Here is a 26356-nt window from a genome sequence, read left to right as displayed (position 1 = left end):
TGTGAGCCGCCAATGTGCGGCGTAAGTATCCAACCTTCGGGCTGGGCTGTGGATCTGTCGCGTCGTATCGATAAAGGATGAGTTCAATGCCGCTTATTCAACCCATTTCTGCCTGGCCCATAAGGCCTGGAACTGTTCGTTGGCGTCCTTCAGGCGCGCCTGCCACTTGTCTCCAGGCAGGTAGTCCATCTCGGTAAACTGCTTCTCCATCTGGTCCTGGAAGGAGGGATCGTTGGCGACCTTGTCCAGGGCATCCATCAGCTTGGCCTGAACGTCGGCCGGCAGCGCTTTGGGGGCGACCACGCCGCGCTCCGATGCAAAGACAAGGTCTATGCCCTGCTCCTTGAACGTCGGCACATCGGGCGCCAGCGGCGATCGTTTTTCGCTGGCCTGGCCCAGAATGCGTATCGTCTTGCCGTTGTAAGGCATGGCCTCGCCCAGATTCATGCCGCCGATGTCGGTATGCCCGCCCATGACGGCGTTGCGCAGCGGTCCGGCGCCGTTGAACGGCACATGATTCAAGTCCGCTTTGCCGGTCTGCTCGAACAAGACCATGGCCAGGTGGTCGTCGGTGCCGACTCCGGTTGAGCCGTAGCTGATTTCGCCTGGCTTGGCCTGCGCGGCCTTGATGAGATCCGCCATGGTTTTATATGGCGCATCGATACCGACGCTGAAGGCGCTGGGATCGCGCACCAGGGTTGCCAGATAAGTGAAGTCCCGCGCGGTGAAGCCGGCATTCCTTTCGATGGGAAGCGTAAGCAAGCCCGGCATGTTGGTCATGCCGAGCGTGTAGCCATCGGGCTTGGCCCGCGCCACATAGCTCAAGCCAATAGCCCCCGAGGCGCCGGGCTTGTTGACGACCATGACCGTCCCGCCCAGCTCCTTTTCCAGGTAGCTGGCCAAAGTGCGCGCTGTAATATCAGTGCCGCCGCCGGGAGCGAAACCGACGATGAGTTCAATCGGACGATCGGGCCAGGCGAAGGACGGCGCAGCCGCCAGGGACGATGCCAAGCCCAATGCAAGGCTTGCAACCAAAGAATTTACCTTGAACATATTGTGTCTCCTAAAGCGATAATGGTTTTTCGTGCATGCCCCAGTACAGACTCTTTACCTGACTGTACAAACGCAAGCCGTGCAATCCTTTTTCCCGCCCGATGCCGCTGTCCTTGAAACCGCCAAACGGCGTCGCGATATGCGATTGCTTATAAGTGTTGATCCATACCGACCCGGCATCCAGCTCGCGCGCAACACGCCATGCGCGGGCGTAGTCGCCGGTCCACATGCCGGCGGCCAGGCCGAACACGGTGTCATTGCCTTGTGTAATCACATCGGCCTCGTCCTCGAAGGGCAACGCGACCAGCACCGGACCGAAAATTTCTTCCTGACAAGCCCGAGCCTTGTTGCTCAAGCCGTCGATCACCGTGGGCATGTAGAACCAGCCGTTGGCCAGTTCCGGCGCCTCGGGAAGGCCGCCGCCGATCAGAACCTTGCCGCCCTCCTGGCGTGCCAAGTCAACGTAAGCCGCGACTTTATCGCGATGCGCGCGGGAAACCAGCGGCCCCATTTCCGTGCCGGGATCATCGGGCATGCCGACACGGATAGCGCGAGTGCGCTCGACCAGGGCTTCGATGAATCGCGGATAAATGCTTTTTTGAACGAACAGGCGCGAACCCGCCACGCAGCTTTGCCCGGCCGATCCGAAGATGCCGGACGCGACGCCCGCGACCGCCTTGTCGAAGTCCGCGTCCTCGAAAACGATATGAGGCGACTTGCCGCCCAGCTCAAGGCCCACGGGAATCAAGCGCTGGCCCGCAATGGAGCCGATGACGCGGCCTGTCTCCGTGCCTCCGGTAAACGAGACCATGCGGACGCCCGGATGCTTGACCAGTGCGGCGCCCACGTCCTCGCCCAGTCCTGGCAGCACGGTCAGCAAACCTTGCGGCAGGCCGGCTTCGGCGCAGATTCGAGCCAGCTCGATGGCAAGCTGCGGCGTTTCCTCGGATGGCTTAATCAGTACCGCATTGCCGGCCGCCAGAGCCGGGGCCGCCTTCTGCGCTTCGTTCATGATCGGCGAATTCCATGGCGTAATGCAGGCCACGACACCGAAAGGCTCCGCCAAAGCCAAGGAAAAATACTCACCGCGCGGAGAAGTGACTTCGTTCTGCCAGGTCTCGCACACCGCGGCATAGTATCGGAAATGGCCGGCTGCGCTGGTGACCATGTTGACGCACTCTTTCAGCGGCTTTCCGCTGTCGGCCATCTGCAAACGCGCCAGCGCATCTTTTTCAAGCAGGATGCGGCGTCCGATTTCATATAGCGTCGTCGCGCGCTGATCGGGACGCAGCCTGCGCCAGGGCTGGTTGCGGAAGGCATCCCAGGCAACGGCCACCGCATTGTCCACATCCTCGGGCGTGGCGCGGGCCACCTTGCCGGCGATCGAGCCGTCGGCCGGATTGATGGAAACGATGACATGCTCGCCATCCTGGCCGCTGCGCCAGGCATCGCCTACCTGAAAGGATTTGATCTGTGTGTCCATAAGTACCTGTTTGCTCTATAGCCCGCGAAAGAATATCCCGCATCTTGAGCCAAAGTACTCATAGGCACAAATAGATATTTATGTAAAAATATTAGCCTATGGCTATGAATATCAAATATCGCTCGGTGAAGGCGTTTTTGCTGGCGGCGGAAACCGGATCCTTCACGCATGGCGCCGATAGGCTGGGAGTGACCCAGCCCTCATTCACTTCCCTGATCCAGGACCTGGAATCGATTCTTGAAGTGAAGTTGTTCGAACGCACCACCCGCAGCATCCAGCTCACTGAGGCGGGCAAGGACTTCTTGCAGCGTGCCCAGCGGCCCATTGCCGACCTGGAGGAAGCTTATCTAAGCATGCTGGATCTGGCCCGTGTCGAACGCGGCGCCATCGTCCTGGGCGCCTTGCCTTCCGTCGCCCTGACGCTCATCCCCGCCACGCTGGGAGCCCTCAGGCGGCTGCACCCTTCCCTGCAGATCCGGGTGGTCGAAGCGCACAACGATGAATTGATCTCCATGCTTCGCACGAATCAGATTGAATTCGCCCTGGCCACAGTGGTCAATGCCGTACCGGATCTGCATTTCGAGCCATTGCTGCGCGACTCGTTTTTTTCGGTCTACTCGCCCAAGCATCCGGTCGCTGTCCTCAAGCGGCTTGGCTGGGATGACTTGTTTCCTTTGGACCTGATCCTGCTGTCGCAAGGCTCCAGCGCCCGCGCCCAGTTCGACAGGGCAATGGGAAACAGCATCGCGGCGGCCGGGCTGCGCTATGACGTGACGCATATGACGACTGCCGTACAGCTGGTCAGGCAAGGGCTTGGCGTGGCGCTGCTGCCCCGACTGGCCCTGCCGGCTTTGCATATTGAAGGATTGCTGAGCCGCCCCGTCCAGGATGAAACCGCGCATCGCACCATAGGCATTCTCCGGCGCAAGGACCGCCACCCGTCGCCAGCGGCCGAGGCGTTCTGGAAACAGCTGCAGAAGGTGGCGCGGGTGACCGAGAAGTCGCTGCCGCCTTTGCCTTGATTCCGCTTCCCGGCCCGCGAAAACCTCAAAAACCGGAACAGAACGAGTCCTCGGGTTAACGCCAATATATGGATGAATCCGAATAATCATTATTTATTTCCCATTGGAGCTTAAAGATCGCCGTCGCTATCATTTCTGTCATACCTTAAATCTAGAGGATGGACAGCGTGAAGAAGTGGGCGATAGGACTCGATATCGGCGGAACATTTACGGATGTGGTCGCCCTGGATTACGGCAGCGGACGCCTATGCAGCCTGAAAGTGCTGACGACGCATGGGGATCCGGCGGAAGGCGTGGTCAACGGCATCAGCCAGCTAATCAAGACGCATGACATCAAGCCGGCCGAAGTCGCGCGCATCGTGCACGCAACGACGCTCTTCACCAATGCCTTGATAGAAAGGCAGGGATGCCCCACCGGGCTGCTGACAACCGAAGGCTTCTCGGATGTGGCTGAGATCGGGAACGAGCGCAAATACGATCTGTACGATCTGAACATCGAACGCGCACCCTCTTTAGTGGAGCGCCGGATGCGCGGCGAGATCAGCGCGCGGACGGATGCCGCGGGCCTGGAATTGATGCCGGTCGATGCGGACCAGACGCGGAATGTCGTTGGACGCCTGGTGGAAGCAGGCGCCAGATCGATCGCCGTATGCCTGCTCCACTCTTATGCCTCGGCGGCGCATGAGCAACAAGTGCGCGACATCATCGCGCCGGCCTTCCCTGGCCTTGACATTACCCTCTCCAGCGACGTGGCCCCGGTTGCGCGCGAATACGAACGTATCTCCACCACCTTGGCCAATGCCTACATCAAGCCGCTAGCCAATCAATACCTGCACCGGCTGGAAGACAGGCTTGCGGAACTGGGCCTGCCTGGCGGCGTGCTTATGATGCTGTCCAACGGAGGATTGACCCATATTGCCGAGGCCAAGGCCACGCCCATCCAATTGCTGGAGTCCGGCCCCGCGGCTGGCGCTATTTCCGCCGCACACTATAGCTTGCGCGACCAGCAGCCCGATTTGCTTGCCTTCGATATGGGCGGCACCACGGCCAAACTATGCCTGGTGGAAAATGGGAAGCCTTCGATCACTTTCGGTTTCGAAGCTGCGCGCCAGAAGCGCTTTGCGGAAGGCAGCGGCTTGCCTATTCTGATTACCACCATCGACCTTATAGAAATTGGGGCTGGCGGCGGCAGCATTGCGCACAAGGACCTGCTGGGACTGCTGAAGGTGGGCCCCAGCAGCGCAGGGTCCGAGCCCGGCCCCGCCTGCTATGGCCAAGGCGGCGCACAGCCCACCGTGACCGATGCCAACCTGCTGCTCGGGTACTTGAATCCCGCATACTTTGCGGGCGGTGCGATCAAGCTGGACGTCGATGCGGCAAGGGCTGCCATCGAACAGGTCGCCGGGCTGCTGGGCCGCGATGCGATGGAAGTTGCCTGGGGCATACACGATATCGTCGCTGAAAACATGGCAAGCGCCGCGCGCGTGCATATTGCTGAACGCGGGCGTGATCCACGAGGCTTTGTCCTGCTGTGCACCGGAGGCGGCGGGCCGCTGCACTCCTACGCCGTTGCGCAGAAGATCGGGGTGAAGACCATTATCTGCCCGCCAGCCGCGGGCGTCGCATCCGCCTTTGGACTCCTGGTCGCACCGGCTCGGGCTGACCGTTCTCGCACGGTCAGGGTACGGCCCGCAACGGATTCGTTGCAAACGCTCGAATCGGCCTATGCGGATCTCGAACGCCAGGCGCGCGATTCGCTGGAGCCGCTGTCCGAGGCCTTCGGTCCGATTGGCCTGAGCCGCCAGGCGGACGGCCGCTACGTAGGTCAAGGATTCACCCTGGCCGTGCACTTGCCGGCGGGCCCATACGACGGTACGGATGGCCGCAAGCCGGAACAGATACGCAAGGAACTGCTGGCGGCATTCGAGTCGGGCTACCGCGAAAAATTCGGACGCACGCCGCCGGACGTGCCTATCGAACTGGTCAATCTGCGCGTGACTGGGGAATCGCCTCCGCGCCAGGAATTTACGGAAGAAACTCTGCACCCAGGCTCCGCGCCTCCGGAAAAAGGCAGGCGGAAAGTCTATTTCTCCGAGGCTGGCGCTTACGTGGACACACCGGTGTACGAACGGCAGCTTCTGCGGGCAGGCTTTCAGGCCGCGGGGCCCATGCTGATCGAGGATGCGGGGTCGACCCTGGTCGTCGGGCCCAAAGGCCGTGTCGAGCAGCTGGGTACGGGCAATCTCGTGATTACGATTGGGGAGTAACAGGAAAATGAGCACCATAAAGCAACGTCAAGGGCGTGATGCCGCAAGCGATCCGATTTTCCTCGAGGTCTTCTGGACTCGGGTGCGTTCCGTCGTCAATGAGGCGGCCAAACTCATCGTGCGCACCTCTTTTTCCACTCTTTCGACGGAAGCCAACGACTTCGCCGTCGTCATGACGGACACGGCAGGCCGAGAGCTTGCGGAGAACGCAGGCAGCATTCCCTCCTTTATCGGCACCTTGCCTGCCACTGTGCGCGACGCCATCGGCCATTTTGGCCTGGACGGCATGCGTCCGGGCGATGTGTACATCACGAACAACCCATGGAAAGGGACCGGGCATTTGAACGATGTCACCCTGGTCAAACCAATATTCCACGGCGGCAAGCTGGTGGCCTTCGCGGCCACGGCCGCTCACGTTCCCGATATCGGAGGCAAGATCCGGTCGGTCGATGCGCGCGAACTGTTCGAAGAAGGCTTCCATATCCCGCTCATGCACCTCATCCGCGCGGGAGAGGTCGACGAAACCCTATTTCTGCTCTTGAAGACCAACGTGCGCACCCCCGAGCAAACCGCCGGCGATATCTGGGCGCAAGTGGGCGCGGTGGAACTGATCGCCCGCCGCCTGGACGAGATTCTGTCCGAATACCGGCTGGACAGCATCGACAACTTGGCCGAATCGCTCTTTGCGCGCAGCGAGGCGGCCATGCGCGAGGCGATTTCGGAATTGCCCGACGGCGAATACCGGTACGAAATGGAGACGGACGGCTTCGATGAGCGTTTCCATTACGCGGTGACGATAAAGATCAGGGACGACGAGATCGAATGCGATTTCAACGGAACGTCGGATCAGCAGCCGCGTGGCATCAATTGCGTAATGGCCTATACCAGTGCCATGACATGTTACGCAATCAAAAGCCTGTTGTTGCCGCAGTTGGCAAATAACGCGGGCCTGTTTCGCCCCATAAGCGCGGTCGCCCCGGAGGGCTCGCTGCTCAATCCGAAGTTCCCGGCCGCGGTAGGGGGCCGCGCCTGCACAGGACACTACGTTCCCGTCGTAATTTTCGGCGCCATGTATCAAGTGTTGCCCAAGAAAGTCATGGCAGGGGTCGGTTCACCATTGTGGATTGCCAACCTCAGCGGCACTCGCGACGATGGAAAGCCGTTCGCCACCGTGCTCTTCTTCAACGGCGGCATGGGGGCCACTTCGATCAAGGATGGCGCATCCACAATGTCATGGCCCAGCAACATATCGTCCACGCCCGTCGAGATTGCCGAACGCGAGGCGCCGCTGCGCTTTATCAACAAGATGCTCCGGCCGGACTCGGGAGGAACAGGGCAGTTTCGCGGCGGCCTGGGCCAGGACATCCGCTTCGTCAGTGTGCACAGCAAACCAATGTCTATCGTATTTCTTACCGAGCGGCTCAAGGTTGCGGCACCGGGCATCGGCGGCGGCTCAAACGGGGCACTGGGTGCCGTCCTGATCAATGATGTGGCGGTTGATAGCCGCTCGCCACACGTGCTGATGCCCGGCGACGAGGTAATACTGCGCACGCCGGGCGGCGGCGGCTACGGCCCGCAAGCACAGCGCAACGATGCGCTCGTGCTTAGGGATATAGCGCAAGGGTACGTCAAGGCTCCGCATAGCGATCAAGCCTGCGGCGCATAAAAATGCTTCCTGATTTTCCAGAGACACATAACCAGCCAAGGAGACAAAATGAAAAAACTTAATTTAGGTATAGGCTTGCTATTAGCCACCCTTCCACTGAGCATGGCTGTCGCAGCCGATGCTCCGGCCGATTACCCTAAAAAGGCCATAACCATCGTGGTGCCCTACCCGCCTGGAGGCTCGACCGATGCCCTGGGCCGTTTGCTCGGGGACAAGATTGGCGCGGCACTGGGTCAGTCCGTCATTGTGGAAAACAAGGCCGGCGCCAGCGGCAATATCGGGGCTGTCGCCGTCAAGAATGCCCCGTTCGACGGCTATACCCTGTTCCTGGGGACATCGACGGCGCTTTCGGTAAATCAAAGCCTCTACCCCGACTTGCCCTACAATCCGCAGAAAGACTTCGAGCCTATTATTCTGGCAACGTTCCTGCCCAGCATCGTCGCCGTACCAAGCAGCCTGCCGGTCAAGACATTGCCGGAACTGACGGCGTACATCAAAAGCCAGGGCGGGAAAGTGAACTACGCCTCCTCCAGCAACGGCACTCCCTCACACCTGGGAGCCGAGCTTTACAAGCGGATGGCAAATGTGGAAGCGGCGCATATTCCCTACAAGGGCGGCGCGCCGGCACTGGTCGATCTCGTTGCGGGGCGCACGAGTTTCATGTTCGCGATACTTCCCGAATCGATGCCCATGGTTAAGTCGGGCCAGCTTCGCGCTTTGGCTGTGACCACTGCGCAGCGGCTGCCCGCCTACAAGGATATTCCCACTGTGGCCGAATCGATTCCGGGCTATGAGCTTCTAGGCTGGTATGGTTTCCTGGCACCGAAGGGAACACCCAAACCCATAATCAAGAAGCTGAACGAGGCGTTCAACAAGGCCCTGCAGGACCCGGCCACCAAAGAGCGGCTCTCGACAATGGGTTTTGAGATTGCGGGAGGCTCCTCAGAGCGCTTGGGCGACATGATGCGCACTGAATCGGTCAAGTGGAAGAAAGTCATCGACGAGGCCGGCATCAAGCTCAACTGAGCGGCTATCGACGTTCTTCCTTAAGCTCCGCCATCCAGGGGCGCCCCGGCAGCCCTGGAACATGCCTCCTTGTTCCAGGGCTCGGCGCGACCCGCGATATCCACCCGCGACCGGGCCAATCGGACTCAAGGAAAAAATCATGAACAGACGGATATCTCTACGCCACCTGCGGTGCTTTGTCGCCGTAGCCGAAGCGGAATCCTTCACGGTGGCCGCATCCCGGCTTTTCCTGACGCAATCATCGTTGACAACCACCATTCAGCAATTTGAGGACGTGGTCGGCTTGAAGCTGTTCGATCGGAACACGCGGCGCGTAGTCATGACGCATGAAGCGCAGCGCTTCAAGATCGAGGCCGATTACATTCTCAGCCGTTTCGACAATGCCATAGGCGACCTGCAAGCTTTCGCGCAAGGGCGCCAGGGGCAAATAAGAATTGCGGCGTCCATATCCGTGATCGAACATTTTCTTGCCGACGCCGTTACCGATTTCAAGCTGGCGTATCCGAACATTGGTATCTCGCTGCGGGACGCCGGCGCGGAACTGGTTGAAAGCAAGCTGCTGGAAGGCGAAATCGATTTCGCCGTCACCAGCCCGCACAAAGGCCTGGACGAACTTTCGTATTCTCCCCTTTTCGCGGACGCCTATGGCGTCGTGTGCGCCAGCCCACACCCCTACTCCAGGCACGACGCGCCTTTGGATTGGGCGGAACTCGATCCAGAGAGCTATATCCGCTTCACGTCCGACACCGGAATCGGCTCGTTTTTGGAAGCCAAGTCCCCTAGACGGGACTTGTTCGATAGGTCGCACGACATTGTATCGAGCACATCATCCTTGTATCCGCTGCTGAAATCCGGCGACCGCTACGCGATACTCCCCGCCTTGTCAGCCACGACCCAGGCTTTTTCCGGGTTCTCTTTCCGCTTATTGACCGGCCCCGCCCTGGAACGAGAAATCTACCTGATTACGCGCCGTCTTCGCTCGCTTTCCCCCATATCGCAAAAGTTTCTTGAGTTGCTGGAGCTAACGATACGCGGAAAGGCGCTTCCGGGCGGCGTGTCTTTGCGTATGCCCCGCGATCAAGATCCCAATCCCTCAAAAGGTGCAAAATGAACATGAACAAAGAGCAAGCGCAGTGGCCAGCCGGCTATCGGATCAACGCCCGCGTGGAAGGTCCCCCGACGGATATCATCGAAGCTTTCAGGAATATGCCTGTCGCCGCCATTGGCGATGCAATGAGCCGTCATGCGGGCAGCATCGGCCTGCGCCAATATCATCAGCATCTTGACACAGTACTGTGCGGCACGGCCGTGACGGTCAGGGTGCGCCCCGGAGATAATCTGATGATACACAAGGCCTTGATGATGGTGAAGGCCGGCGATGTGCTTGTGGTGGACGGCGGCGGGGACTTGACCCAGGCACTGGTCGGAGGCCTGATGCGCACCACCTGCGCCCCCAGGGGCCTGGCCGGCCTGGTCATCGACGGGGCCGTGCGCGATGTATGCGAATGGGCTGAAGACGGCATGCCGATATTCGCAAAGGGCCACACATCCAGAGGCCCCGGCAAGGATGGGCCCGGCGAGATCAACGTTCCGATTTCCTGTGCGGGCATGGCCGTCATGCCGGGCGATCTCATTGTTGGAGACGCGGATGGCGTGATTGCCGTTCCGGGAGCCGAGGCGGCGGACATACTGGCCCGCACGCGCGCGCATTTGGAAAAAGAAGCGCGCATCCGGGAAAGCAATCGCACGGGTACGGCCGACCCGGAACGGTTCGATGCCATCTTGCGCGCCAAAGGCCTCCCGATATAGCGAGCCCAGCTCCAGCAAATGCAATTTATCCTTTTCCTTGGCCCGGGCCGCATGCTCGGGCAGAGGGCTTTTGGCCCTCGTAATCCGCGTCCATCGGGGATCGCGCGAGAGATCGCGATTGATCTGCACAAAATGCGCCTGGTCAGGCGCAATTTCACTTTGCTCGACAATCGCATCGACCGGACACTCCGCCACACAAATTGAACAATCTATGCACTCATCCGGATTGATGACAAGAAAGTTGGGCCCCTCATAAAAACAGTCCATGGGGCAGACACTGACGCAGTCGGTGTATTTGCATCCAATACAGCTTTCGGTCACCACAAATGCCATCGTATTTGATTACCTTTCGTTATTGACGACCACTCAGCGCGGTCCCCAAACTGCTTTACAGTTGTTACTCGTCTTGAATAGAGCACCATTTGGACATATCGTTCCTGGAACACCAATAAATAGCCACAGGAGGCGGCCTTTTCCTTAGCGAGGAGAATCCTATGAAGCAGGAAAGCGACGGCATCATCCGGGTCGGCATCGGCGGTTGGACGTACGAACCCTGGCAAGGCACCTTCTACCCGGAAGGGCATCCTCGAAAACGCGAGCTTGAGTATGCCAGCCGGCAGCTCACGTCGATAGAAACCAACAGCACGTACTATGGCGCCCAGAAGCCGGAAAGCTTCGCCAAGTGGTATGAACAGACACCCGATACGCTCGTCTTCTCGGTAAAGGCGCCGCGCTATGTGACCCACAGAAAGGAGCTGGCCGGCGCCGGGGAAAAGATCGAGCGTTTCCTGACAGGCGGCTTGGCGGAGCTAAAGCATAAGCTCGGCCCGATCAATTGGCAACTCATGCCCGGCAAAGCATTCGAGGCCGCCGACGTCGAGGCCTTCCTTAAACTGCTTCCGCGGAAAGTCGACGGCTTGGCCCTGCGGCACGCGATTGAAGCGCGCCACGTCAGCTTCCAGACGCCGGAATTCATAGCCCTGGCCCGGCGGCATGGCATTGCCGTGGTTATAGGCGCCGATTCGGAACACCCGTTTATCGCCGACACCACTGCGCCGTTCATCTACGTCCGGCTGATGGGCACACGGCAAGGTGAACCGCTAGGCTATCCCGCCCGCAGCCTGGAACAGTGGGCGCGGCGGGCAAAGGCCTGGTCCAAAGGCGCAGCGCCCGAAGACCTGCCCCGGCTTGCGCCTGATTTGCCCGGCACCGGCAAGCGCGATGTCTATATGTACGTGATCGGCGGACACAAAGTAGCCAATCCCCTCGCAGCCAAGTCGCTGATTACGCGTATATCCCCGTAACTATTTACCAGGAGCGCATTTTGAAACACTCGCAAATTCCGGTGAATGGAGGCAGTGTCCATGTCGTGGAAACGGGCCTGGGACACCCCGCTTCCGTGCTTTTCCTGCATGGCTGGCCGGAAGACTGGTCGGCGTGGATGCGTGTGATGGAGCTGGCCGGCGAGCATGTCCACGCGTTCGCCGTCGACCTGCCTGGCATCGGCGAGTCGGTGATGAATAATCCGCCCGCCACAACGGGCGATATTGCTCATATGTTGAATGGCGTCGTGGCCGCGCTGGAGCTCAAGAGGTTTGCCATCGTGGGACATGATATTGGCGGACAGGTCGCCTACGCCTATCTGTGCCAGCATGCAAACACTCTTGAGGCAGCCGCAATCATGGATGTGGCCATACCCGGGATTCCGCCATGGGAAGAGGTGCTCCGTAATCCTGCAATATGGCACTTTGCCTTCCACGCCCTTCCCGAGCTTCCGGAACTTCTTGTGAGCGGCAAGGAACTTGCGTACTTCGATTTTTTCTACGAGGCGCTGGCGCGGCATCCGGAGCGAATTTCACTGCAGGCACGCGCGGCTTATGCCGCCGCCTACGCCAGGCCCCATGCCCTTGGCGCCGGTTTCAACTGGTATCGCGCCTTTGCAAAGGACGCTGCCGACAATAAGGCCGAGGCGAAAGGCGCAACCCCAATTGATACCCCGCTGCTCTATATACGCGGCCAGCACGAAGCCGGCGACATCGGGCAGTATCTGGCGGACCTTCGCGGCGGCGGAATCCAAACCGTTCGCGGCGCGATCATTGACGATTGCGGACACTTCGCGCCCGAGGAACAGCCGGCGGACGTCTGGAATACGCTTCTTGGCTTCTTCCAGGAGCACGGGATGATTGGACGGCGCCCGTAATCGCCGGCACGGCATGGTATTTGCTGGATTCTTCGCGGCAGGCTTTATAGGCTTTCGGGCGCAAGATAGTTTCGACATTACGGGAGGTGGCGCCGCGCATTTGCTTGAGGAGCCCGGCGCATTGAAAGCGGTTGCCGATTTGGCGATCGGCTGGTTTGGCCGGTATTTACGGTAAGGGACGGTGCATGAGGCAGGCCGATTAGGCATGCAGCAAAGGTGATGACGCAATGTTGTTTGAAGACCGCATTCAGGCCGGCCGCATTCTGGCGCAGCGCCTGATGCATTGGGCGGATCGATCCGGCACCTTGGTGCTGGGCCTGCCGCGTGGAGGCGTCCCGGTCGCCTTTGAAGTGGCGCGGGCGCTGAATGCGCCGCTTGATGTCTTTATTGTGCGTAAGCTGGGAGTCCCCGGCCAGGAAGAGCTTGCAATGGGCGCCATCGCGCCCCAGCAGGTCGTGATTATCGACAAGATGCTTATAGACCATCTGCGTATCTCGGCCCAGGCGCTGCAAGCCGTGATAGACAGGGAAACAGAAGAACTGGCGCGGCGCGAGCAGGCGTATCGGGGCCGGCTGCCGCCGCTGGACGTAAAGGGCCGCAGCGTCATCCTGATAGACGACGGATTGGCTACGGGTTCCACCATGCGAGCGGCTATCGCCTCGCTCAAAAAGCAGCAGCCCTCCCGCTTGGTCATCGCCGTTCCCGTGGGAGCCCCGCAAACCTGCGATGAAATCAGGCCGACCGTTGACGAGTTGATCTGCGCTGCGACGCCTGAGCCGTTCTACGGTGTAGGCCGTTGGTATGAAAATTTTTCGCAGACAACGGACAAGGAGGTCCAGCATTTGCTGAGCCAGGCCCGGCAGGATCAATCAAAAGCGGACAGCTCGCGGCCTCCCTCCTCACCACGCTAAATGGAATCGTTGGATCAGTTACTGAATACGAAAGACAGGATATCGATCATGGTCGATGAAACCAACAGCACGCTACTCCGGACAATTCGCAACTCGGCCCATCCAATGGACAGAATGGCGCGCGACTACGATCCACTGCTCGAACTTATCGGCGATGCAAAACTTGTGCTGCTCGGCGAAGCATCGCACGGCACGCATGAGTTTTATGATGCCCGCGCGCAGATCACGCAACGATTGATTCAGGAGAAAGGCTTCAGCGCCGTTGCGGTCGAGGCGGACTGGCCGGATGCCTATCGGGTCAATCGCTATATCCGCGCAATGGGTGTCGATCGCCATAGCCGCGATGCGCTGAAGGACTTCAAGCGCTTCCCGGTCTGGATGTGGCGCAATTCGGACGTGCTGGACTTTGTCGATTGGTTGCGCCGATATAACGACAAGCGGCGCGCGGACCAAAGAAAGACGGGGTTCTATGGCCTCGACTTGTATAGCATGTATTCCTCCATGGAAGCGGTGCTTCGCTATTTGGAAAAGGTCGACCCCGAAGCGGCGGCGCGGGCGCGTTATCGCTATTCCTGTTTCGACCACTTCGGCGAGGATCCTCAAGCCTACGGCTATGCGGCAAGTTTCGATCTTTCCGCCTCATGCGAAAAGGAAGCGCTAAGCCAGACGCTTGAATTGCAAAAGCAGGCAATCGCTTATGCCGATAGCGATGGAAACGTCGAAAGCGACGAATTCTTTTTTGCCTGGCGCAATGCCGAACTGGTAAAAAATGCGGAGCAATACTACCGCTCCATGTTCCAGGGGCGCATCGAGTCCTGGAACAATCGCGACCGGCACATGGCGCAAACGCTTGAAGCGCTCATCCGCCATTTGAACAATCAACAACAAGACGCCAAGGCGGTGGTGTGGGCTCATAATTCGCATGTGGGCGATGCCCGCGCAACCGAAATGGGCGATCGCGGCGAACTGAACCTGGGTCAGCTCGTGCGTGAACGATGCGGCCAGGATGCTGTGCTGATCGGATTTACGACGTATCAGGGCACGGTGACCGCGGCGTCGGACTGGGACACGCCGCCACAACTCAAGCGCGTTCGCCCCGGCCTGGAAAACAGTTTTGAGTTTCTGTTCCACAGCACCGATATGGAACGTTTTTTGCTGCTTTTGCGGAACGACAAGCCGTTGCAAGAGGCCTTGCGCGAGCCCAGGCTGGAACGAGCCATAGGTGTCATCTACCGCCCTGAAACCGAACGCCAAAGCCATTACTTCCATGCCAGGCTCTGTGAACAGTTTGATGCTCTAGTGCATTTCGACGATACCCGGGCCGTCGAACCTCTTGAATATGTCGCGGCGGGAGAAGGACGCGACATGGCGGAAACATATCCCACCGGTATTTGAACCCTGTCATATGGTCTTGCGCCTTCCCGGCGCATTTTCGTTAAACTGACGTTTTCCGCGTTTCATGCGCCCCGCCACACGCGGGCGCCGTCCCTTCCCCGTATGTCCAATACCCATGAAATCCGCCCCGGCCAGTCGATAGAACTGCTGAAGGCCTTGCATATCCTGACCCGCGACGGAAAGATGAATCAGGACAGCCGCCGCAAGTTGAAGCAGGTCTACCATTTGTTTCAGCTCATCGAACCGCTACTGAAAGACGTCAAGGAAGAACGCGGCGCCGTCACCCTTGTGGACCACGGGGCGGGCAAGTCGTACCTGGGATTCATCCTGTACGACCTGTTTTTCAAAGACTTGAAGGATGCCTCGCATATCTATGGAATCGAGACGCGGGAAGAGCTGGTCAAGACTTCCCGGGAACTGGCCGCAGGGCTGGGCTTTGGCGGCATGTCGTTCCTGAATCTTTCCGTGGCGGATTCCATCGCTTCGGAAAAACTGCCCGCCGCAATCGACATCGTCACCGCCCTGCATGCCTGCAATACAGCCACCGACGATGCCATTCGCTTCGCCTTGGAAAAGCAGGCCAAATACATTGTGGTGGTGCCCTGCTGCCAGGCGGAAGTGGCTTCAGTGTTGCGCAAGAACAAAGGCAAGGCGCTGGCGGATCCACTGGCCGAGATCTGGCGTCATCCGCTGCATACGCGGGAGTTCGGCAGCCAGATCACCAATGTGCTGCGGTGCCTGCAACTGGAAGCGCATGGGTATCAGGTCAGCGTGACAGAGCTGGTCGGGTGGGAGCACTCGATGAAGAATGAACTGATCATTGCGCAGTTCAAGAACCTGCCGCGAAGGAAGCCTGCGGAAAGGTTGACCCAAATGCTGGATCGGATCGGTTTGCAGGAATTGAAGGATAGATTTTTCATACCTAAGATTCCCTTATCGACGCTACATCGGGCACCTTGAACTTCAGGTCAGCGCGCAGAAATGCGCTGCAAGCCCAGCCAATCGCGAGGGGACATCCCCACCTTGGCCGAGAATGCGCGCGATAGCGCCGAAGGGTTCGCATATCCCAGTTCTTCCGTCAGGATCTTGATAGGTTGACCTTCGCGCAGTCTGTTCTGCGCCAGCGCAATGCGCCAGTCATTCAAATAGTCCGCCGGGGTCTGGCCCACCACCTCGCGAAAAGTGTTTGCAAACGCCGTGCGCGACATGCCGGCGCGTTCGGCCATGCGTTCCACCGACCAGGATTCGCCGGGAGCGTCGTGAATGGCGACCAAAGCGCGCGCCAGACGCGGGTCCGACAGTCCGGTGATGAAGCCGGGGCGCACACCCGCTTCCAGGGGATGGTCAAGCAGCCAGCGCATCAGCTGGATCACAACCACTTCGAAGATTCGATCGACCAGCAAGCGCTGGCCGCAGCGCACTCGATCGGTTTCAGCGAACAGCAATTCAAGCGCCAAGTCCAGGCCCGACACCCGCGCCAGCGGCAACGCAATCAAAGGGGGCAGCGCCCGTGCAAGAGGGTTGCACGATCCACCGTCGAAGTTCAGCCGCGCGCAGGTGAAATCAGAACCCTCCACGGGAGGATTGTGGAAGCGATGGGTCAAGGGGCGCGGATACAGCAGCAAGGTCGGCTCGTCGAAGCGCATCGACCTGGGCACATCGCGCGCGCCTGGATGGCTCACCATCAACTGGCCGCGACGCAGCAGGTGCAGATAACCATGTCCATCGCAGGCATCGAAGTGGTTGAGCCCGCACAGTGCGCCGGAATGATGCAACTGGGCCTGCACCCGGAACCGTTCGAGAATGCCCGAGAGGCGGTCGATAGGAAGAGAAGCCTGCATATGAACGAATTGGTATGTTTTATGAATTTATTGGATCAAATCATACATCAAACCCGGCCATACTATCCGTACAGACCTAAGCGGCTGTTTTCCTTTACCTCAACCCGACATCCTCCAGGAGATCGACATGTCTCGCATCAACATTCAAGCTCAGCTCGTCCCCGCCGCAAGCCAGTCCCTGCTGGCCCAGATCCAGCAAGCCTTCGGCGCCACACCCAACATGTTCAAGGCCGTGGCCAACTCGCCTGCTGCCTTGCAAAGCATGTGGTCCGCCTTCGGCGCATTGGGTAAAGGCGCTTTGGGCGCCAAGCTCGGAGAGCAGATTGCCGTGGCCATCGCTAACCGCAATCGCTGCGAATACTGCCTGGCGGCCCATACCGTACTCGGACAGAAGGCCGGCGCGTCTTCCGACGAGATGTCCGCGGCCCAGATCGGTCAATCCGGTGACGCCGGAACCGCTGCGGCCCTGGCCTTCGCCCTGAAGGTCGTCGAGCAGCGTGCGCAGATCACGGATTCCGATGTCGCAAGCCTGCGGGAGGCGGGCTTCGACGACGAGCAGATCGTTGAGATCATGGCGCATATCGCCCTGAATCTCTTTACCAACTACATCAACGTTGCCTTGGATATACCGGTCGATTTTCCCAAGGTTGCTCTGAAGTAAGCCCTGAACGTGTTTTCGCTGCTTAGGCCTGTGCCCCTATGCCCATCGATGAATGTTGCCACGCAACTGCAATCCTGAGGTCTGCGTTATATCCCGCCACGGCCGTGCCAGACGCGGGATCATTCCCACTCAATGATTAATAGATCATTTACACCATTGATTTCATTGGGTTTATTTTTACACTCTTCGCCAATACCATCCAAAATACCATCCTCAGAAACCAGCTTCATATTGCTCGAGGCTGCTTGATATTGCCAGGATTTTTACGGAGTTTCGCGTTCTCGTATACAAATGGAGTTTTTCGGGCAAATCGCCAGATAGTGGTATTAGAAAGTGCTTTATACCCTCTTGAATGGATCCATTGCCGAAGTTGTCTATAGTCTGAACACAATGGCTTAGTCACACAGCCATTTGCAATTGAGTAAACCCTATGACTAAAGCAGAGCTAGTTCAAATCTTGACGCGCGACGAAGATACCTGCAGCCACCACTCGACGCAGGCTTACTTGGGATGCCAACGCCACACAAACCAAGCTTTCGCTTGCAGAAATATCACCCGACAGAACAAGGGCAGATACTACTCGCTCAACAACGTCAAATTCAATAGCACCCGTACAAACTCCCACACCACGGCACGGCCGGAACAAATCGCCATTGCCCAGGCATCACCTGGCATCATCAGAAATAAAACCGGAGAACACCCATGAAGTGTCTTCCCCCAGCGGTTGGCATGCCCGGGGCGACCCATCCAGAATGATACCGACGTCGAATGCGACTTCTACCACTCCATATTTTCCGTCGGTTCTCCTTGCGCGGTGTGGTATCTGCTGAATTCTCTCATCGAGCCAACTGATTGCATCACCTAAGCTTCATGCTGACCCACGTGACAGGCTTATGTCCTATACTGGCTAGCACGCAGGGGTACTCGCTATTTTCAGCGGGTTGAGAAAGGCCCTTCGTACCAGTACGGATAATGCCGATGCTGGGAGCGCGCTCGTTAATATCGTTTGGCTTCATGCCGCCCGATTGAAACGAGTCTATCCCCTATCGGCTCCATTATTATTTTTTGGAGCATGTCTTGAACACTAATCTTATCTTTTCAGCAGCCAGCGCCGAAGTTGACGCAGCCGCCATCGCCCCCCTTCCCCAATCAAACAAGGTTTATCAGCTAGGTTCACGCCCAGATATCCGCGTACCATTTCGGGAAGTTTCGCAAGACGATACGCCAACGATGTTCGGCGGTGAAACAAACCCTCCACTTACCATTTATGACACCAGCGGCCCGTATACCGACCCGTCGATCAAGATCGACATCCGTAAGGGCCTCGACCCAGTGCGTAGTACCTGGATAGCAGAGCGCAACGATACCGAACAGCTGAGCGGCGCCAGTAGCGAATATGGACAAGCCCGCTTGCGAGACGCAAAGCTTGATTCCCTGCGCTTTGAATTGAACCGCAAACCGCGTCGCGCCTTAGCGGGAAACAACGTGACTCAAATGCATTACGCACGTCGCGGCATTATTACCCCCGAGATGGAGTTCGTCGCCATCCGCGAGAATCTGCAACGTGAACGCTATATGGAAATGCTACGCGCCAGCGGCCCAGATGGTGAAAAGCTGGTGGAACGTTTGCTGCGTCAACACGCAGGTCAATCGTTTGGGGCCGCTATCCCAGACTCGATCACGCCAGAGTTTGTACGCGAGGAAGTCGCGAAGGGCCGGGCCATCATTCCAGCCAATATCAATCACCCCGAAAGCGAGCCTATGATCATAGGTAGAAATTTCCTGGTCAAGATCAATGCCAACATAGGAAACTCGGCGCTAAGTTCAAACATCAGTGACGAAGTCGAAAAAATGACATGGGCGATACGCTGGGGTGGCGACACCGTGATGGATTTGTCGACGGGCAAGAACATCCACGAAACCCGCGAATGGGTCATACGTAACTCACCGGTGCCGATCGGTTCCGTGCCCATCTATCAGGCACTAGAAAAGGTAGACGGTAAAGCCGAAGATCTGACTTGGGAAATATTCCGTGACACACTAATTGAGCAAGCCGAGCAAGGCGTCGATTACTTTACGATCCATGCGGGTGTTCGGCTGCCCTTCATTCCCATGACCGCCAACCGCATGACGGGTATTGTGTCGCGCGGCGGATCGATTATGGCAAAGTGGTGTTTGGCCCACCATAAAGAAAGCTTCATTTATGAACGCTTCGAAGATATTTGCGAAATCATGAAAGCCTATGACGTGAGCTTTTCCCTTGGAGACGGCCTGCGTCCAGGATCGGGCTACGATGCCAATGACGAAGCACAATTTGCCGAACTGAAAACGCTGGGCGAACTAACCCAAGTAGCGTGGAAACACGATGTGCAAGTCATGGTCGAGGGGCCTGGCCACGTGCCTATGCACCTGATCAAGGAAAACATGGACATGCAATTGAAGCACTGCCATGAAGCGCCCTTCTATACCTTGGGGCCGTTGACTACTGATATTGCACCAGGTTATGACCATATCACGTCGGGCATAGGCGCGGCTTTGATCGGCTGGTACGGCACGGCCATGCTGTGCTATGTCACGCCCAAAGAGCACTTGGGCCTGCCTAATAAGAAAGATGTCAAAGACGGCATCATCACCTACAAAATTGCTGCCCACGCTGCCGATCTAGCCAAAGGGCACCCAGGCGCAGCAATACGGGACAATGCTTTATCTAAAGCACGCTTTGAGTTTCGCTGGGACGATCAGTTCAATTTGGGTCTTGACCCCGATACAGCCAAAGACTTTCATGACGAGACCCTGCCTAAAGACTCAATGAAAGTCGCCCATTTTTGTTCGATGTGTGGACCGCATTTTTGCAGCATGAAGATTACGCAAGACGTGCGTGAGTACGCCAAGCAAAAAGGCTTGCAAGAGAATGAAGCCCTGCACCAGGGCATGCAAGAAAAAGCCATTGAGTTTGTAAAGAAAGGTGCACAAATCTACCATCAAACCTAAGCCACACATCGTCCCTTTGAAGGAGCCAGAGCAGTCTTTACTGGTATTGATGATTAGTGGCGGACTAATTGCTAACGGGCTTTAGGTAGCAGCGTATTAGCAATTAGATGATAAACAACTGGCGACGCATCGTTGGAATGCCCAACGATGCACTATCAGGTTCAAGTTACAGAGAAACTATAAACAACATGAGAAGATAGACGTAATATATTGATTTATATCATATTTTACACTTCACCCCTACTCCCACTCAATAGTCGCAGGCGGCTTGCTCGACACATCGTAGGTCACCCGGTTGATCCCGCGGACCTCATTGATGATGCGTGACGACACCTTCTTCAGCAGCGCATAAGGCAATTCCGCCCAATCTGCCGTCATGAAGTCGGAAGTCTGCACGGCGCGCAGCGCCACCACGTAATCGTAGGTGCGGCCATCGCCCATCACGCCCACCGACTTGACGGGCAGGAAGACGGCGAAAGCTTGCGAGGTCAGGTCGTACCAGTTCTTGTTGCTGATCGGGTCCACGGTCTTGCGCAATTCTTCGATGAAGATGGCATCGGCGCGGCGCAGGAGATCGGCGTATTCCTTCTTGACCTCGCCCAGGATGCGCACGCCCAGGCCGGGACCCGGGAAGGGATGGCGGTACACCATGGCGGGCGGCAGGCCCAGGGCCACGCCCAGCTTGCGCACCTCGTCCTTGAACAGTTCGCGCAGGGGTTCGAGCAGCTTCAGGTTAAGGGTGTCGGGCAGCCCGCCCACATTGTGGTGCGACTTGATGGCGACGGCCTTGCCGGTCTTGGCGCCGGCCGACTCGATGACGTCCGGATAGATGGTGCCTTGCGCCAGCCAGCGGGCATTTTTCAGCTTGCCGGCCTCGGTCTGGAACACCTCGACGAATTCCTTGCCGATGATCTTGCGCTTGGCTTCGGGGTCGGACACGCCGGCCAGCTTGCCCATGAATGCCTCGGTGGCATCGACATGGATGACCTTGATGCCGAAATGATCGGCAAAGGTCGCCATGACTTGCTGCGCTTCATTCAGGCGCAGCAGGCCATGGTCGACGAACACGCAGGTAAGCTGGTCGCCGATGGCTTTGTGGATAAGCGCCGCGGCCACGGATGAGTCCACGCCGCCGGACAAGCCAAGAATGACCTCGTCGCTTCCCACCTGGGCGCGGATGCTGGCCACGGCTTCTTCGACGTAATCGGGCATGTTCCAGTCGCGGGTGCAGCCGCAGATTTCGGTGACGAAACGGGCCAATATGGCTTCGCCCTGGGCGGTGTGCGTGACTTCCGGGTGAAACTGGACGGCATAGAAGCCGCGTTCTTCGTCGGCCATGCCGGCAATGGGGCAGGATGGCGTGGACGCCATGAGCTTGAATCCGGGCGGCAGCGCGGTGACCTTGTCGCCGTGGCTCATCCACACTTTCAGCATGCCATGGCCTTCGGTGGTGATGAAATCCTGCAAGCCGTCCAGCAGGCGAGTATGGCCGTGGGCGCGCACTTCGGCGTAGCCGAATTCGCGATGATCCGACCATTCGACCTTGCCGCCCAGTTGCGACGCCATGGACTGCATGCCGTAGCATATGCCCAGCACCGGTACGCCGGCCTCGAACACCTTGGAGGGAACCTTCATCGATTCTTCGGAATAGGCCGATGCGTGGCTGCCGGAAAGAATGATGCCCTTCAAGCCTTGCTGCGCCTGGATGAACGCATCGTCGACATCGCCCGGATGTATCTCGCAATACACACCCGCCTCGCGGACGCGGCGCGCGATAAGCTGGGTGACTTGTGAACCGTAATCGAGGATGAGGATACGCTGGTGCATGGCTTGAAAAGGAAAAAGGAAAGCAAGGCGTTAATGTAACGTATTGGGCACGATTACGCTGGCGAAACCGGCCCGCAAAGGCTACAGTTTCGGGTAACAAGGAGCATCAATGCAACAAAAGGCGTCCGCTGTTTCGCTATCGATTTCGGGTTTTATCGCACTGGCCGTCGCCATGGGCATCGGCCGCTTCGCCTTCACCCCGCTGCTGCCCATGATGCAAAGCGATGCCGGCCTGAGCTTGGCGCAAGGGGGCTGGCTGGCCAGCGCCAACTACGTGGGCTATCTGGCCGGCGCGCTTAGCGCCGCGGCCATTGCCGGTTCGCCGGCCGTGTTGCTAAGGCTGGGTTTGCTGCTGGTCGTGGTCACGACTGCGTTGATGGGCCTTACGGACAACTGGGCGGCTTGGCTGGCCTGGCGTTTTGTCGCGGGCCTGGCCAGCGCCTGGGTATTGGTCAGCACCGCCACCCTGTGCCTGGCGCGGCTGGCCGCACTGGGGCAGCCCGGGCGGGCGGGCCTGGTGTTTTCAGGCGTGGGGGTGGGCATCGCCGCGGCGGGCTTGCTATGCATGGGTCTGGGCCTGGCGCGGGCCTCCTCGTCGCAGGCATGGCTGATTCTCGGTTTGATGGCGCTGGCGGGAACAGCCGCCGCGCGGACCCTATGGGCCGCGCCCGCCGCCGCTCCGGCCACCCAGGCAAGCCGGGAAGAAGCCGGAGGCCTGGGCGGGCATTGGGCGCTGATCGCCTGCTATGGCCTGTTCGGCTTCGGCTATATCTTGCCGGCCACCTTCCTGCCCGCCCAGGCGCGACTGCTGGTGCAGGATCCCGCCATTTTCGGATTGGCCTGGCCTTTGTTCGGCCTGGCGGCCGCCGCCTCCACCTTGGTGGTGGGCGGGCTGGCCACCCGGTACGGGCGCCGCAAAGTGTGGGCGGTGGCCCAGCTTGCCATGGCCGTGGGCGTGCTGCTGCCGGCCCTGGTTCCCACGGTTTCAGCCATAATTGTCGCTGCGGTTTGCGTGGGCGGCACACTCATGATCATTACCATGCTAGGCATGCAGGAAGCACAGGCTGAAGGGGGCCGGCATGCCCGCAAGCTGATTGCCGCGCTGACCGCTTCGTTCGCGGCAGGCCAGCTTGCCGGCCCGATATTCTTCAGCCTGACTCACGCCTGGTTCAACGTGGGGCTGGATTTCGCCTTGGTGCTAGCCGCGGCGGGCCTGCTGCTAGGCATCCCCTTGCTGTGGACGCCTCGCCGCGCGGCAAGTTCAAGCCAGGGCCGGGCCACCCCGCCTTGCTGACCACAGGCTGCCCGCCGATTCCCCTTCTTTGGAGCTTCAATTCATGACCTCCCTGCCGGCTTCGACTCGAACCTTCGTCCTGGTACACGGCGCCTGGCACGGCGGCTGGTGCTGGTCGCGCGTGGCCGCCCGCCTGCGCGCCGCCGGCCACGCCGTCTTCACGCCCACTCTTACAGGCCTGGGCGAGCGCAGCCACTTGCTGAACGGAGACATAAGCCTTCAAACCTTCGTCGACGACATCGTCAATGTATTGGTGTGGGAAGACCTGAACGACGTGGTGCTGGTCGGCCACAGCTTTGCCGGACTGGTGATCACGGGGGTGGCCGACGCCGTCCCGGAACGCTTGAGGCAACTGGTCTACCTGGATGCCTTCATCCTGGAAAGCGGCGTCAGCACATTCAGTACCCTGCCCGTCGAGATCGTCGCCAAGTTGCACGCGGCGGCGCAAAACACATCAGGAGCAGCACCTGCCCTGCCGCCGCCCAAACCCAGAACCCTGGGGCTATTCGAGCCGGACGACATCGCCTTCGTGGAGGGCCGCCTTACACCCCACCCTTTGCGCAGCTACGAGACGGCGCTGCAATTGCGGCATCCGGTGGGCAACGGCTTGCCCTGCGCTTATCTGAGTTGCGCGAATCCCCTATTCGCGGCGGTGGACGAGTCCCGCAACTGGGCCCGGAATCGTCCCGGCTGGCGCTGGGAAGACCTGGACGCCGGCCACGGCGCCATGGTTTCCGCGCCCGGGCTCTTGACCGAAGCGCTGCTGCGCGCCGCCCGGACCGGGCAAGCGGACGCCGCAAGCCTTAAAATCGAATGATCCTTGCAATGCCCGGCTACGCATAAGGCGGGCATCCAGCCACCCTTCAGCAATACCTAACATTCATGCACCATCCGATCGAAATACGGCCGGCGCGATTGCCGCAAGACCTTCCCGTGGTGCGCGGCTTGTTCCGCGAGTATGCCGACAGCCTGGACATCGATTTGTGCTTCCAGGATTTTGAATCCGAACTGTCCGCCCTGCCGGGAAAATACGCGGCGCCGGAGGGACGGATATTGCTGGCCTGGCGGGGCGATGAGGCGGTGGGCTGCATTGCGCTGCGCCCTCTTCAGGATGGCGGCTGTGAAATGAAGCGGCTGTATGTAAAGGCCGATATGCGCGGAGAGCGGCTGGGGCGCCGGCTGGCGGAACGTCTGTGCGAAGAGGCGCGCGCCGCCGGGTACACCCATATCTATCTGGACACGCTGCCAACCATGGCCGCCGCGGTCGCGCTGTATGCCTCACTGGGATTCCAGCCGGCGCAGCCCTATGTGTTCAACCCCATTCCGGGCGCCTTGTTTTTCAAGCGGGAACTCTAAGAAAGAAAGCCAAGAAAACGGCGCGCCATGCTTGCATGGCGCGCCGCTGTCCAACAGGCAGCCGTTTTAGTCAGCGCGGTAGTTGGGTGCTTCCTTGGTGATCTGCACATCGTGAACGTGCGATTCGCGCACGCCCGCCGACGTGATTTCGACGAACTCGGCCTTGGTGCGCATTTCTTCGATGGAGGCGCAACCGCAATAGCCCATGGAAGCGCGGATGCCGCCGATCAATTGATAGATGATGGCGATGACGCTGCCCTTGTAAGGCACCCGCCCTTCTATGCCTTCGGGCACGAGCTTGTCGACGTTATTGGCCGGATCCTGGAAATAGCGATCGGCTGAGCCGTCGGCCATGGCGCCCAGGCTGCCCATGCCGCGATACGACTTGTACGAGCGGCCCTGAAACAGGACTACCTCGCCGGGCGCTTCTTCGGTGCCAGCGAACATGCCGCCCATCATGCAGGCCGATGCGCCGGCCGCCAGGGCCTTGGAGACGTCGCCCGAATAACGGATGCCGCCATCGGCGATAAGGGGAACACCCGTGCCGTCAAGCGCCTTGGCCACATCGGCAATGGCCGTGATTTGCGGAACGCCCACACCGGCCACGATACGCGTGGTGCAGATGGAGCCCGGACCTATGCCGACCTTGACGCAATCGGCGCCGGCCTCGACCAGCGCCTTGGCCGCCGAAGCCGTGGCGATATTGCCGCCGATGACCTGGATCTTCGGATAGTTCTTCTTGACCCAGCGAACGCGCTCGATGACGCCCGCTGAATGGCCATGAGCGGTATCGACGACGATGACATCGACGCCGGCATTGGCCAGTTTCTCGACGCGCTCTTCCGTGCCTTCGCCCACGCCCACGGCCGCGCCAACGCGCAACTGGCCCTGGCTGTCCTTGGAGGCAAAGGGATGTTCGGTATTCTTGACGATGTCCTTGACGGTGGCCAGGCCGCGCAGCTGGAATGCGTCGTTGACGATCAGCACGCGTTCAAGGCGATGCTTGTGCATCAGCGCCTGGGCCTCGTCCAGGGTGGCGCCTTCCTTCATGGTGATCAGGCGATCCTGGGGCGTCATGATGTCGCGCAGGGGGACGTCCAGGCGATCTTCGAAGCGCAGATCGCGGTTGGTGACGATGCCGACCAGCTTGCCGCCCTCGATGACCGGCAGGCCGGAGAAGCCATGCTGGCGCTGCAAGGCGATGGCGTCGCGCACTTTCATGGTGGGCGTGACGGTGACCGGATCGATCACGATGCCGAATTCGTGGCGCTTGACGCGGGCGACCTCGCGGGCCTGTTCTTCCGCGCTGAGGTTCTTGTGGATGATGCCGATGCCGCCTTCCTGGGCCATGGCAATGGCCAGGCGCGATTCGGTCACGGTATCCATGGCTGCGGAGACCAGCGGGATATTCAGCGTGATATCGCGCGTGAAGCGGGTAGTCAGCGAGGTGTCGCGGGGAAGGACTTCGGAATACGCCGGGACCAACAACACATCGTCGAAGGTAAGCGCTTTTTTGATTAGACGCATAAACTAGCTCCGTGCAAAGCAAGATTA

Annotated in this window: 23 protein-coding genes and 1 pseudogene; 18 read left to right on the top strand and 6 right to left on the bottom strand. The window is 59.3% G+C overall.

Annotated elements, in window-relative coordinates; genetic code table 11:
• Positions 1-93: 93 nt before the first annotated feature.
• Both V0R37_RS07055 and V0R37_RS07050 read right to left on the bottom strand, forming a co-directional pair.
• Entirely contained in the window at positions 94-1053 is a 960-nt protein-coding gene (locus V0R37_RS07055) for a tripartite tricarboxylate transporter substrate binding protein (protein WP_420373847.1), read from the bottom strand.
• A gap of 10 nt (positions 1054-1063) precedes the next feature.
• The gene (locus tag V0R37_RS07050; protein ID WP_420373846.1) at positions 1064-2536 is read right to left on the bottom strand and encodes an aldehyde dehydrogenase; all 1473 of its coding nucleotides are present in this window, start codon (positions 2534-2536) and stop codon (positions 1064-1066) included.
• 104 nt (positions 2537-2640) lie between these two features.
• Here V0R37_RS07050 and V0R37_RS07045 point away from each other — a divergent pair, with 104 nt between their 5' ends.
• The 6 genes from V0R37_RS07045 (at position 2641) to V0R37_RS07020 (ending at position 10326) form a co-directional block, all read left to right on the top strand.
• Positions 2641-3558, top strand: coding sequence for a LysR family transcriptional regulator (locus V0R37_RS07045; RefSeq protein ID WP_420373845.1), 918 nt, complete (start codon positions 2641-2643; stop codon positions 3556-3558).
• 158 nt (positions 3559-3716) lie between these two features.
• Positions 3717-5825, top strand: coding sequence for a hydantoinase/oxoprolinase family protein (locus V0R37_RS07040; RefSeq protein WP_420373844.1), 2109 nt, complete (start codon positions 3717-3719; stop codon positions 5823-5825).
• Positions 5826-5832: 7 nt separating this feature from the next.
• Positions 5833-7491 (top strand): hydantoinase B/oxoprolinase family protein, encoded by a 1659-nt coding sequence (locus V0R37_RS07035; protein ID WP_420373843.1) that lies wholly within the window; start codon positions 5833-5835, stop codon positions 7489-7491.
• 48 nt (positions 7492-7539) lie between these two features.
• Positions 7540-8517, top strand: a complete 978-nt coding sequence (locus V0R37_RS07030) for a Bug family tripartite tricarboxylate transporter substrate binding protein (protein ID WP_420373842.1) — start codon at positions 7540-7542, stop codon at positions 8515-8517.
• Positions 8518-8656: 139 nt separating this feature from the next.
• Entirely contained in the window at positions 8657-9628 is a 972-nt protein-coding gene (locus tag V0R37_RS07025; RefSeq protein WP_420373841.1) for a LysR family transcriptional regulator, read from the top strand.
• A 2-nt stretch (positions 9629-9630) separates the two neighbouring features.
• Complete coding sequence (locus tag V0R37_RS07020) at positions 9631-10326, top strand: RraA family protein (RefSeq protein WP_420373840.1); 696 nt, start codon at positions 9631-9633, stop codon at positions 10324-10326.
• Between the two features lie 9 nt (positions 10327-10335).
• Here the strand turns inward: V0R37_RS07020 and fdxA are convergent.
• Positions 10336-10659 (bottom strand): annotated as a pseudogene (fdxA, locus tag V0R37_RS07015) (ferredoxin FdxA); the annotation flags it as partial.
• A 161-nt stretch (positions 10660-10820) separates the two neighbouring features.
• Here fdxA and V0R37_RS07010 point away from each other — a divergent pair.
• The 6 genes from V0R37_RS07010 to V0R37_RS06985 all read left to right on the top strand — a co-directional run bounded on the left by V0R37_RS07010 (position 10821) and on the right by V0R37_RS06985 (position 15792).
• Positions 10821-11630, top strand: coding sequence for a DUF72 domain-containing protein (locus tag V0R37_RS07010; RefSeq protein WP_420373839.1), 810 nt, complete (start codon positions 10821-10823; stop codon positions 11628-11630).
• A 95-nt stretch (positions 11631-11725) separates the two neighbouring features.
• Positions 11726-12526, top strand: coding sequence for an alpha/beta fold hydrolase (locus tag V0R37_RS07005; protein ID WP_420373838.1), 801 nt, complete (start codon positions 11726-11728; stop codon positions 12524-12526).
• Entirely contained in the window at positions 12510-12701 is a 192-nt protein-coding gene (locus tag V0R37_RS07000) for a hypothetical protein (protein WP_420373837.1), read from the top strand. Before V0R37_RS07005 ends, V0R37_RS07000 begins: the two co-directional genes overlap by 17 nt.
• 52 nt (positions 12702-12753) lie before the next feature.
• Complete coding sequence (locus tag V0R37_RS06995; protein WP_420373836.1) at positions 12754-13437, top strand: phosphoribosyltransferase; 684 nt, start codon at positions 12754-12756, stop codon at positions 13435-13437.
• A 48-nt stretch (positions 13438-13485) separates the two neighbouring features.
• A complete protein-coding gene (locus tag V0R37_RS06990; protein ID WP_420373835.1) occupies positions 13486-14832 on the top strand; it encodes an erythromycin esterase family protein in 1347 nt (448 codons plus the stop codon).
• 102 nt (positions 14833-14934) lie between these two features.
• Positions 14935-15792, top strand: a complete 858-nt coding sequence (locus V0R37_RS06985) for a class I SAM-dependent methyltransferase (RefSeq protein WP_420373834.1) — start codon at positions 14935-14937, stop codon at positions 15790-15792.
• Positions 15793-15800: 8 nt separating this feature from the next.
• On the opposite strand, the gene V0R37_RS06980 is transcribed toward V0R37_RS06985, so the two are convergent.
• Entirely contained in the window at positions 15801-16673 is an 873-nt protein-coding gene (locus tag V0R37_RS06980; RefSeq protein WP_420373833.1) for an AraC family transcriptional regulator, read from the bottom strand.
• A 127-nt stretch (positions 16674-16800) separates the two neighbouring features.
• On the opposite strand from V0R37_RS06980, the gene V0R37_RS06975 reads away from it, so the two are divergent.
• The 3 genes from V0R37_RS06975 (at position 16801) to thiC (ending at position 20325) form a co-directional block, all read left to right on the top strand.
• A complete protein-coding gene (locus tag V0R37_RS06975) occupies positions 16801-17334 on the top strand; it encodes a carboxymuconolactone decarboxylase family protein (protein WP_420373832.1) in 534 nt (177 codons plus the stop codon).
• 477 nt (positions 17335-17811) lie between these two features.
• Positions 17812-17940 carry a hypothetical protein gene (locus V0R37_RS06970; RefSeq protein WP_420374039.1) on the top strand — a complete coding sequence of 43 codons (129 nt, stop codon included), beginning with the start codon at positions 17812-17814 and terminating at the stop codon, positions 17938-17940.
• Between the two features lie 471 nt (positions 17941-18411).
• Positions 18412-20325, top strand: a complete 1914-nt coding sequence (gene thiC / locus V0R37_RS06965) for a phosphomethylpyrimidine synthase ThiC (RefSeq protein WP_420373831.1) — start codon at positions 18412-18414, stop codon at positions 20323-20325.
• A 240-nt stretch (positions 20326-20565) separates the two neighbouring features.
• Here the strand turns inward: thiC and guaA are convergent, their stop codons facing one another.
• Positions 20566-22152, bottom strand: coding sequence for a glutamine-hydrolyzing GMP synthase (gene guaA / locus V0R37_RS06960; RefSeq protein ID WP_420373830.1), 1587 nt, complete (start codon positions 22150-22152; stop codon positions 20566-20568).
• A 109-nt stretch (positions 22153-22261) separates the two neighbouring features.
• Between guaA and V0R37_RS06955 the strand changes: the two genes are divergently transcribed.
• From V0R37_RS06955 to V0R37_RS06945, 3 genes are all read left to right on the top strand, one after another.
• Positions 22262-23446 (top strand): YbfB/YjiJ family MFS transporter, encoded by a 1185-nt coding sequence (locus V0R37_RS06955; RefSeq protein WP_420373829.1) that lies wholly within the window; start codon positions 22262-22264, stop codon positions 23444-23446.
• 43 nt (positions 23447-23489) lie between these two features.
• On the top strand, positions 23490-24263 hold the full coding sequence (locus tag V0R37_RS06950) for an alpha/beta fold hydrolase (RefSeq protein WP_420373828.1): 774 nt from the start codon (positions 23490-23492) through the stop codon (positions 24261-24263).
• Between the two features lie 65 nt (positions 24264-24328).
• Entirely contained in the window at positions 24329-24802 is a 474-nt protein-coding gene (locus V0R37_RS06945; RefSeq protein ID WP_420373827.1) for a GNAT family N-acetyltransferase, read from the top strand.
• A gap of 66 nt (positions 24803-24868) precedes the next feature.
• Here V0R37_RS06945 and guaB read toward each other — a convergent pair whose 3' ends face one another.
• Positions 24869-26329: an IMP dehydrogenase gene (gene guaB, locus V0R37_RS06940; RefSeq protein ID WP_420373826.1), complete on the bottom strand. Its 1461-nt coding sequence runs from the start codon at positions 26327-26329 to the stop codon at positions 24869-24871.
• Positions 26330-26356 lie beyond the last annotated feature (27 nt).

The sequence above is a fragment of the Pollutimonas rozaliensis genome (assembly GCF_048751585.1).
GTDB lineage: Bacteria > Pseudomonadota > Gammaproteobacteria > Burkholderiales > Burkholderiaceae_B.
This window is presented reverse-complemented; position numbering and strand designations above follow the sequence as displayed.